The sequence below is a fragment of the Streptomyces sp. NPDC059477 genome, assembly GCF_042749375.1.
Classification (GTDB): domain Bacteria; phylum Actinomycetota; class Actinomycetes; order Streptomycetales; family Streptomycetaceae; genus Streptomyces.
The window spans coordinates 6,275-15,835 of record NZ_JBHYUG010000010.1 but is presented as its reverse complement, the minus strand read 5'-3'; the positions used below and the strand labels follow the sequence as shown (position 1 = coordinate 15,835).

Below are 9,561 nucleotides of genomic sequence, written 5' to 3'. Positions count from 1 at the left end.
TGGTGTTTGTGGTGGGCTTTTTTTTGTTTTACACACCGCGCTCCGGGGGGGGGGGGCCCCCGCGGGGTAAACCCCGCGGGGTCCCCCGCGGGGGGGGGGCCCCCCCGCGATTCGTTGCGGGCCCGGGGGGCCTTCGCGAGCCCCTTACGCCGGCACCCGCCGGTCCACCCACCGCCACAGGACCTCCAGCACCGCCGCCGCGACCGCCGCGATCCCCACCGCGATCCACGGCATCGTCGTGCCCACCAGCTTCAGGGCGAAGAAGGTCTGGAGCCAGGGGACGACGAGGACCAGCACGAAGGCCGCGCCCATCGTGGCGACCAGGGCCACCCGCCACCAGGTGTACGGGCGGGCGATGATCACCAGGACCCACATGGCGATGAGGAACAGGGTCAGCGTGGCCGCGCTGGTCTCGGCGTCCAGCGCGCTCGGCCCGGTGTAGTGGTGCCGGGCGATCAGATACGTCACGAAGGTCGCCACCGCCGCCAGGACCCCGCCCGGGATGGAGTAGCGCATCACCCTGCGGACGAAATGCGGCTGCGCGCGTTCCTTGTTGGGCGCCAGGGCCAGGAAGAAGGCCGGGACGCCGATCGTCAGGGTGGACAGGAGGGTGAGGTGGCGCGGCAGGAAGGGGTACTCCACCTGCCAGCAGACCACCAGGACCGCCAGCAGCACCGAGTAGACCGTCTTGACCAGGAACAGCGTCGCCACGCGCGTGATGTTGCCGATCACCCGGCGGCCCTCCGCGACCACGCTCGGCAGCGTCGCGAAGCTGTTGTTCAGCAGCACGATCTGGGCCACCGCCCGCGTCGCCTCCGAGCCCGAGCCCATCGCCACCCCGATGTCGGCGTCCTTCAGGGCCAGGACGTCGTTGACCCCGTCGCCGGTCATCGCGACCGTGTGGCCGCGTGACTGCAACGCGCCCACCATGTCCCGCTTCTGCTGCGGGGTGACCCGGCCGAACACCGTGCCCTCGTCCAGCGCGCTCGCCATCTTCTCCCGCTCGGCGGGCAGCTGCCGGGCGTCGATCACCGTGCCGGTCAGGCCGAGCTTGCCCGCGACCGCGCCCACCGAGATCGCGTTGTCACCGGAGATCACCTTCGCGTGCACGTCCTGGTCGGCGAAGTAGGCCAGGGTGTCCGCCGCGTCCGGGCGCAGCCGCTGTTCCAGGACCACCAGGGCCACCGGCCGCGCGCCCGTCGCCACCTGCGGGTCGTCCAGCTCGCGCACCGCCCGCACCAGCAGCAGCACCCGCAGCCCCTGCTCGTTCAGGCGTTCCGTCTCCGTCAGGGCCGGGTCGTCCGGGGTCAGCAGCACATCGGGGGCGCCCAGCAGCCAGGTGCTCGACTCACCGTCGCCCTCGCCGAAGGACGCCCCGCTGTACTTGCGGGCCGAGGAAAAGGGCAGCGACTCCGTGCAGCGCCAGTCCTCGCTGTCCGGGTAGGCGTCGATGATCGCCTTGAGGGAGGCATTGGGACGCGGATCCGACTCCCCGAGCGCGCCCAGCACCTTGCGTACGTACGCCTCCTCCGCCCCGCCGAGCGGACGCAGCTCCGTGACGTCCATGCCGCCCTCGGTGAGCGTGCCGGTCTTGTCCAGGCACACCGTGTCGACGCGGGCCAGGCCCTCGATGGCGGGCAGCTCCTGCACCAGGCACTTCTTGCGGCCCAGCCGGATCACGCCGATCGCGAAGGCGACCGAGGTCAGCAGGACCAGACCCTCGGGGACCATCGGCACGATCCCGCCGACGGTCCGCGCCACCGAGTCCTTGAACGCGTTCTCCTTCACCACCAGCTGGCTGATGATCAGGCCGATCGCCGTCGGGACCATCATCCACGTCACGTACTTGAGGATCGTGGAGATACCGCTACGGAGTTCGGAGTGGACGAGCGTGAAGCGGGACGCCTCCTCCGCCAGCTGCGCCGCGTACGCCTCGCGGCCCACCTTCGTCGCCCGGAACGCGCCCCCGCCGGCCACCACGAAACTGCCCGACATCACCTCGTCGCCGATCCGCTTGACCACGGGGTCCGCCTCGCCGGTCAGCAGCGACTCGTCGATCTCCAGGCCGTCGCTCTCCACACACACGCCGTCCACGGCGATCTTGTCACCGGGGCCGATCTCCAGGACGTCGTCCAGCACGATCTCGGACGTCCCGACCTGTGCCGCGACCCCGTCCCGTCGCACGGTCGGACGGACCTCGCCGATCAGCGCGAGCGAGTCCAGGGTCTTCTTCGCCCGCCACTCCTGGATGATCCCGATCCCGGTGTTGGCGAGGATGACGAAGCCGAACAGGCTGTCCTGGATGGGCGCGACGAACAGCATGATCACCCAGAGCACACCGATGATCGCGTTGAACCGGGTGAAGACATTGGCACGGATGATCTCGGCGAGGGACCGGCTGCTGCGCACCGGAACGTCGTTGACCTGTCCCCGCGCGACGCGCTCCGCTACTTCCGCTGAGGTGAGTCCGCCCGGTGCTGGTGGTGCGGGGTGGGGGTGCGCAGGATCTAGTTCGGCGCCTGCGTCGGTGTGCGTCATGTCTCCGACGGTACGTGGGGAAATGGGCGTGCACCCGGCGGGGTCGTGAAGATCCGACTACGGGAGGAGGGGGGTCCGTCCGTGGGTGTACGGGGTGCGGGCCGGTGGGGGCTGGTCGCGCCCACGCGGCGGAGCCGCACATCGATACAGCCCCGCGCCTCTTAGGGCGTTGCTGTTTCCGCTCGTTTGATTGCCTGGTCCCTCTTGCGTACGTACCAGATGCCGATCAGGCCCAGGCCGCCTCCGGCCAGGCAGGTCCAGATCCACCAGGTGTGGCCGTGGTCGTCGAACCAGCCGTAGAACGGGAGCTGCACCAGGAAGAGGACGAACCAGAGGATCGTGCCGCCCGTGATGGTGGCGACCACGGGGCCCTCCAGGGGCTCCGGCGCCTCGTGCTTGGGTGTCCACTTCGCCATGGGGCCAGCTTACGAGGCACCGCGCCCCGTCCCTGGCCCACGCCGGTCTACGCGCGGAGATGGCCCTTTTCAGCTTTATATGTTCATACTGAAACTGTTTCTTACTGGCCACTTATATTCGTAGGAATCTCTAAACGATGCCCAGCTCGGCTCTAGACCGCTACTTCAAGATCTCCGAGCGGGGCAGCTCCCTGCCCCGGGAGGTCCGTGGCGGTTTCGCCACCTTCTTCGCGATGGCGTACATCATCGTGCTGAACCCGATCATCCTCGGCAGCGCGAAGGACATGTACGGCCACCAGCTCGACAATGGTCAGCTGGTCACCGCCACCGCGCTCACGGCGGCGTTCACCACGTTGCTGATGGGGGTCATCGGGAACGTACCGATCGCGCTCGCCGCCGGGCTCGGGGTGAACTCGGTCGTCGCGCTCCAGCTCGCGCCCCGGATGTCCTGGCCGGATGCCATGGGCATGGTGGTGCTGGCCGGTTTCGTGGTGATGCTGCTCGTCGCCACCGGGCTGCGGGAGCGGGTGATGGCCGCCGTGCCCTACTCGCTGCGCAAGGCCATCGCCATCGGCATCGGCCTGTTCATCATGCTGATCGGGCTGGTGGACGCCGGGTTCGTGTCCCGGATCCCGGACGCCGCCCACACCACCGTCCCGCTCCAGCTCGGCGGCGACGGCCACCTCAACGGCTGGCCGGTGCTGGTGTTCGTGCTCGGGGTGCTGCTGACGCTGGCGCTGATCGTGCGCAAGGTGTCCGGCGCGATCCTGATCTCGATCGTCGCCATGACCGTCGTAGCGATGATCATCGACGCCGTCGCCACGGTTCCGTCCTGGGGGCTGACCACCCCGAAGTGGCCCGGCAACCCGGTCTCCAGCCCCGACTTCGGGCTGCTCGGCGAGGTCAGTCTGTTCGGCGGCTTCGAGAAGGTCGGGGTGCTCACCGGTGTCCTCTTCGTCTTCACCGTGCTGCTGTCCTGCTTCTTCGACGCCATGGGCACGATCATGGGCGTCAGCGACGAGGCCAAGCTGACCGACGGCGAGGGGCAGATGCCCGGCATCAACAAGGTGCTCTTCGTGGACGGCATCGCGGTCGCGGCCGGCGGCGCCAGTTCCTCCTCGGCCGGCACCTGCTTCGTGGAGTCCACGGCCGGTGTCGGAGAGGGCGCCCGCACCGGCTTCGCCAACCTGGTCACCGGCGCGCTGTTCACCGTCGCCCTCTTCCTGACCCCCGTCGCCACCATGGTCCCGTCCCAGGCGGCCACCCCCGCGCTGGTCGCGGTCGGATTCCTGATCCTGGCCGGGTCCGTCAAGGAGATCGACTGGACGGACCACACCCTCGCCATCCCCGCGTTCGTGACGATGGTGATGATGCCGTTCACCTACTCGATCACCAACGGCATCGGCATGGGCTTCATCACCTTCGTCGTCCTGCGGCTGGCGGCCGGGCGCGCCAAGGAGATCCCGGTGGCGATGTACGTCGTCGCGGCGGTGTTCGGCTTCTACTACCTGATGCCGGCCCTGGGGCTCACCTGACCCCGTACTCAGGGAGCCCCGTACTCAGGTGACCCCGTACTCGGGTGACCCGTAGAACTTCTCCGTTTCCTCGACCGCCGTCGTGAACCGTTGGTCGAAGTCGTCCCGGATGAGCGTCTGGACCACATAGTCCTGGACGCTCATTCCTCTTTTCGCCGCATGACCCCGGAGCCGGTCGAGCAGCTCCCCGTCTATCCGCAGGCTGAGCACGCTGGTCCCCATGGGGATGAGGGTCACCGCCCCTGGCCGCCCGATGCCTCACTTTCCGGAGCTGTGTCACTCGTATGGGTGAAGTGTCGGTTTCAGTGGCGGGTGTCACGGACATCGCGGTACACCCAGGGTGGTCTTTAGGGAGAGTAATGAGTTACGCTAAGGACATGTCGGACCTCACCCATGGTGGCGACGCTGCCGCCGTGAATTCCTTGCGCTCCGCCGTGATGCGGCTGTCCCGTCGGCTCAAGCACCAGCGTGTCGACGAGTCACTGAGCCCGACCGAGATGTCGGTCCTGGGCACCCTCGCCCGTTGCGGCACCGCCACCCCTGGCGAGCTGGCCCGCAAGGAGCATGTCCAGCCGCCGTCGATGACCCGCATCGTCGCGCTGCTGGAGGCCAAGGGGCTGGTCCGGCTGGACCCGCACCCCGAGGACCGCCGGCAGAAGGTGGTCACCCCGACCGAGCAGGCCGAGGCGATGCTCGAAGAGAGCCGCACCAAGCGCAACGCCTTCCTCGCCACGCTGGCCGAGGGCCTCGACGACGACGAGTGGGCGAAGCTTCGCGCCGCCGCGCCGGTACTGGAGCGGCTCGCGCAGCTGTGAGTGGTGCCCGCTGCGGCTGAGGCAGCCGCAGCGGGGCCGCGCCAGCGGCAGCAGGTCGCAGGAGTGACAGCAGTAGCAGCGGTAGGGCCAGAGCAAGGATCAACGACGTCCTGAGGAGGCGAGCTTCTTTGAGTTCGGGACCCGGAGCAGATTCCGCACCCGTGCCAGCAGCCGACAACACCGTCAACGACCCGTTGGGTGACGCCGTCCCCGACGAGGCGGGCGCGTCCCGCCGCCGGTCCGCGATGTTCTCGTCCCTCAAGATCCGTAACTACCGGCTCTTCTTCCTCGGCCAGGTCGTCTCCAACACCGGCACCTGGATGCAGCGCATCGCCCAGGACTGGCTGGTCCTCAGCCTCACCGGCTCCGCCACCGCCGTCGGTGTGACCACGGCCCTGCAATTCCTGCCGATGCTGCTCCTCGGCCTCTACGGCGGAGTCCTGGTCGACCGTCTCCCCAAGCGCCCCACACTGCTGTTCACCCAGTCCGCGATGGCCCTGACCGGTCTCGCGCTCGCCGTGCTGACCCTCAGCGGGCAGGTCCAGGTGTGGCACGTCTATCTCGCCGCCCTCGCCGCCGGTCTCGTCACCGTCGTGGACAACCCGGCACGGCAGTCGTTCGTCTCGGAGATGGTCGGCCCCGACCAGTTGCAGAACGCGGTCAGCCTGAACTCCGCGAACTTCCAGTCCGCCCGGATGATCGGCCCCGCCGTGGCGGGCCTCCTGATCACCGGGGTGGGTACGGGGTACGCGTTCCTCTTCAACGGCCTGTCCTTCGTCGCGCCCCTCGCCGGACTGCTGCTGATGCGCTCCCGTGAACTGCACACCGTCGAGCGCGCCCAGCGCGGCAAGGGGCAGTTGCGTGAGGGGCTGCGCTATGTCGCCGGGCGGCCCGAGCTGATCTGGCCCATCGTCCTGGTCGGCTTCGTCGGCACGTTCGCCTTCAACTTCCCGGTGTTCCTGTCGGCCTTCGCCGACGATGTCTTCCACGCGGGCGCGGGCACCTACAGCCTCTTCAACACCCTGATCGCCGTCGGCTCCGTCGCGGGCGCCCTGCTCGCCGCCCGCCGCGGCACCGCGCGCCTCCAGGTGCTCTGCGCCGCCGCGGTGCTGTTCGGCCTGCTGGAGGTCGCCTCCGCGGTGGCGCCCTCGGTGTGGCTGTTCGCTCTGCTGATGGTCCCGCTCGGTCTCTTCGGCATGACGGTGAACGTCACCGCCAACACCAGCATCCAGATGTCCGCCGACCCCGCCATGCGCGGCCGGGTCCTCGCCCTCTACATGATGGTCTTCCTCGGCGGCACACCGGTCGGTGCCCCGATCGTGGGGTGGGTCACCGACGCCTACGGCGCCCGGGTGGGCATGGCCGCAGGCGGCGCGATAGCGGCTCTGGCCGCCGCGACCATCGGTGTGATCCTGGCCCGGACCGGCGGGCTGCGGCTGTCGCTGGAGTGGGCCGCCGGATATCCGCGCCTGCGGTTCGTGCCCCGGCGGCGGACCGGGGAGCCGGCCGAGGCCGCTAGCGTCTCCTGACCATGAGACTCTTCGCCGCCGTACTCCCGCCCGAGCCGGCCGTCCGGGAACTGGCCGAGGCCGTGGACCCGCTGAGGAACCTCCCCGGCGCGGCGGGGCTGCGCTGGACCCAGCGGGCGGGATGGCACTTCACCCTCGCCTTCTACGGAGAGGTCGGCGACGACGTCGTACCCGATCTGTCGGCCCGCCTGGCGCGGGCCGCGCACCGGACCCCGCCCTTCTCGCTGGCCGTGCGGGGTGGTGGGCAGTTCGGGCAGGGGCGGGCGCTGTGGGCCGGGGCGGACGGGGACCTCGCCGCGCTGCGGCTGCTCGCCGAGCGGGCGGAGGCGGCGGGGCGCAAGGCGGGCGTGGCGATGGAGGAGCACCGCCGGTACCGGGCGCATCTGACGGTGGCGCGGAGCGGGGCGGCGGTGGAGGTGCCGGGGTATCCGCGGCGGTATGTGGAGGCGCTGGGGCGGTTCTCCGGGCGGGAGTGGACCGTGGGGGAGCTGGCGCTGGTGCGCAGTGCGCTGCCGGTGTCGGGGGTGGCGGGGGAGCAGCCTCGGTATGACGTCGTCGGGCGGTGGGGGCTCGGTGGGGGGTCCGGCGGGGGCGGTTAGGCTCGACGCGTGGATCCCAAGACCCGGAACCGGATTATGGCCGGTGCGCTTGTTCTGTTGTTCGTGGTTGTCGCCGTGGCCTCTGCGATTGGGGGGTAGCGGAGGGGTAGGTGCGGGGCGGGGGTGTGGGGGCGGGTGCGGCGGCGTTGTGGCTGGTCGCGCCCACGCGGCGGAGCCGCATCTCGATACAGCCCCGCGCCCCTGGGCCGGCTGACCGGCTCGGCGTTGTCGGGTGAACGTGTCGCCGTGCGCCTTTGGGTCGGCCGGGCCCACGGCGTCGTAGGAGCGGCTGCCCCCGGGGTGTAGGGCTCAGGAGAGCGGCGGCTGCCCTGCCGTTGCGGACTGGCGGGCCCAGAAGCCCTCAAGTCCTTCCCGGACGGTGCGGACGTCGAGTGCGGTGCCGTCCCGTTCGAATCGGTACAGCTCCGGCACCTTGTACTTCGCCGAGATCACCGGGCCGGCCAGGCAGTACTCCTCGCCGAAGTTGGTGCTGCCGCAGGCGATGACGCCGCGCAGCAGTGCCCGGTTGGCCTCGATGTCCAGGAAGCGGATGACCTGTTTGGGGACCGCGTCCGAGCGCTGGTCGCTGCCGTAGGTCGGGACGATCAGCACATACGGCACGGTCACCTGCGGCATGCCCTCCTGCTGTGGATGCAAGGGGATGCGTGTGGCGGGCAGCTCCAGCTTCTCCACGAAGCATTTGGTGTTCTCCGAGATGCCGGAGAAATACACGAGACCGCTCATCGGCCGCCGCTCCTCTTGCTCGTTCCAGTGTCCGTCCGAGGGCGGGAGGGGCTGCGCACACGGCTGCCCCGCGCCCCGCCGACACGAGGAACACTACATTTGATTAGCTCTGATTAAGAGATAGTTTCGGGTAAAGCTTAGGTATGCCTAAGCTTCGATTGGGTGTTCGAGCGCAGGGTCTGCCACCCAGGTATCGCTTGCTTTGAGCGGACTCGAAGGCGTTGGCTTGGGAAACATGGAGTACACGCAGCTCGGACGCACGGGACTCAAGGTCAGTCGGCTGGTGCTCGGCACCATGAACTTCGGACCGCAGACCGACGAACCCACCAGTCACGCGATCCTGGACTCGGCGCTGGACGCGGGGCTGAATTTCGTGGACACGGCCAATGTCTATGGCTGGGGTGAGAACAAGGGACGCACCGAGGAGATCATCGGCAACTGGTTCGCCAAGAGCCCCGGCCGGCGCGACAAGGTGGTCCTCGCCACCAAGGTCTACAGCAACATGGCTGCGGACGGCGACGCCTGGCCCAACCACGACAAGCTCTCCGCCCTCAACATCCGGCGAGCCGTCGACGCCAGCCTCAAGCGCCTCCAGACGGACCACATCGACCTCTACCAGTTCCACCACATCGACCGTGCCACCCCCTTCGAGGAGATCTGGCAGGCGATCGACACCCTCATCCAGCAGGGCAAGATCCTCTACGTCGGGTCCTCCAACTTCCCCGGCTACAAGATCGCCCAGGCGAACGAGATCGCCGCGCGGCGCGGTGGCACCATCGGCCTCGTCAGCGAGCAGTGCCTCTACAACCTCGCCGAGCGTCGCGCCGAGATGGAGGTCATCCCGGCCGCGCAGGAGTACGGCCTCGGGGTCATCCCCTGGTCGCCGCTCCAGGGCGGTCTCCTCGGCGGGGTCATCAAGAAGGAGGTCACCGGCGGGCGCCGGGCCGGCGGCCGGACCGCCGAAACCCTCGCCAACCCCACCGCACGCGCCCAGATCCAGGCCTACGAGGATCTCCTCGACAAGCACGGCATCGAGCCCGGCGAGGCCGCCCTGGCCTGGCTGCTCACCCGCCCGGGTGTCACCGGCCCGATCGTCGGCCCCCGCACCGCCGAACAGCTGGAGTCCGCGCTCCGGGCGGTGGAACTGGAGCTGAGCGAGGAGATCCTCACCTCGCTCGACGAGATCTTCCCGGGCCCGGGCCCGTCTCCGGAGGCCTTCGCCTGGTGATCAGCGGGTCCTCCGGGCACGTGACCGCCGCTGCTCCACCGGAGGGCGGCGGTCCACAGGCCATCGGGGCCGGCGGGGGGCGCGCGCGCGGTGGGCGGGGCGGGGCGGGGGGCGGGGGGGGGCAGGGCCGGGGCGGCGCGCGCGGGTGGGTGGGGGT

General features: G+C 69.6%; 9 protein-coding genes. 5 read left to right on the top strand and 4 right to left on the bottom strand.

All coding sequences use genetic code 11. The features are described 5' to 3' along the window. Positions 1 to 144 precede the first annotated feature (144 nt). Both ACFXAZ_RS07545 and ACFXAZ_RS07540 read right to left on the bottom strand, forming a co-directional pair. Complete coding sequence (locus ACFXAZ_RS07545; RefSeq protein ID WP_384586323.1) at positions 145 to 2,538, bottom strand: HAD-IC family P-type ATPase; 2,394 nt, start codon at positions 2,536 to 2,538, stop codon at positions 145 to 147. 161 nt (positions 2,539 to 2,699) lie between these two features. Then, complete coding sequence (locus ACFXAZ_RS07540; protein WP_384586321.1) at positions 2,700 to 2,954, bottom strand: DUF2530 domain-containing protein; 255 nt, start codon at positions 2,952 to 2,954, stop codon at positions 2,700 to 2,702. 137 nt (positions 2,955 to 3,091) lie between these two features. Here ACFXAZ_RS07540 and ACFXAZ_RS07535 point away from each other — a divergent pair, with 137 nt between their 5' ends. Further along, on the top strand, positions 3,092 to 4,489 hold the full coding sequence (locus ACFXAZ_RS07535; protein ID WP_384586319.1) for an NCS2 family permease: 1,398 nt from the start codon (positions 3,092 to 3,094) through the stop codon (positions 4,487 to 4,489). A 24-nt stretch (positions 4,490 to 4,513) separates the two neighbouring features. Here ACFXAZ_RS07535 and ACFXAZ_RS07530 read toward each other — a convergent pair whose 3' ends face one another. Then, positions 4,514 to 4,711, bottom strand: a complete 198-nt coding sequence (locus ACFXAZ_RS07530; RefSeq protein ID WP_384586317.1) for a ribbon-helix-helix protein, CopG family — start codon at positions 4,709 to 4,711, stop codon at positions 4,514 to 4,516. 155 nt (positions 4,712 to 4,866) lie between these two features. On the opposite strand from ACFXAZ_RS07530, the gene ACFXAZ_RS07525 reads away from it, so the two are divergent. The 3 genes from ACFXAZ_RS07525 to thpR all read left to right on the top strand — a co-directional run bounded on the left by ACFXAZ_RS07525 (position 4,867) and on the right by thpR (position 7,432). Continuing rightward, entirely contained in the window at positions 4,867 to 5,304 is a 438-nt protein-coding gene (locus ACFXAZ_RS07525) for a MarR family winged helix-turn-helix transcriptional regulator (protein ID WP_384586315.1), read from the top strand. Positions 5,305 to 5,549: 245 nt separating this feature from the next. Next, positions 5,550 to 6,833: an MFS transporter gene (locus ACFXAZ_RS07520; RefSeq protein ID WP_384586520.1), complete on the top strand. Its 1,284-nt coding sequence runs from the start codon at positions 5,550 to 5,552 to the stop codon at positions 6,831 to 6,833. Between the two features lie 2 nt (positions 6,834 to 6,835). Then, the gene (gene thpR, locus ACFXAZ_RS07515; protein WP_384586313.1) at positions 6,836 to 7,432 is read left to right on the top strand and encodes an RNA 2',3'-cyclic phosphodiesterase; all 597 of its coding nucleotides are present in this window, start codon (positions 6,836 to 6,838) and stop codon (positions 7,430 to 7,432) included. A 309-nt stretch (positions 7,433 to 7,741) separates the two neighbouring features. Here thpR and nrdI read toward each other — a convergent pair whose 3' ends face one another. After that, entirely contained in the window at positions 7,742 to 8,176 is a 435-nt protein-coding gene (nrdI, locus tag ACFXAZ_RS07510; RefSeq protein WP_384586311.1) for a class Ib ribonucleoside-diphosphate reductase assembly flavoprotein NrdI, read from the bottom strand. A 235-nt stretch (positions 8,177 to 8,411) separates the two neighbouring features. On the opposite strand from nrdI, the gene ACFXAZ_RS07505 reads away from it, so the two are divergent. Continuing rightward, a complete protein-coding gene (locus ACFXAZ_RS07505) occupies positions 8,412 to 9,404 on the top strand; it encodes an aldo/keto reductase (RefSeq protein WP_384586309.1) in 993 nt (330 codons plus the stop codon). Positions 9,405 to 9,561: the final 157 nt, after the last annotated feature.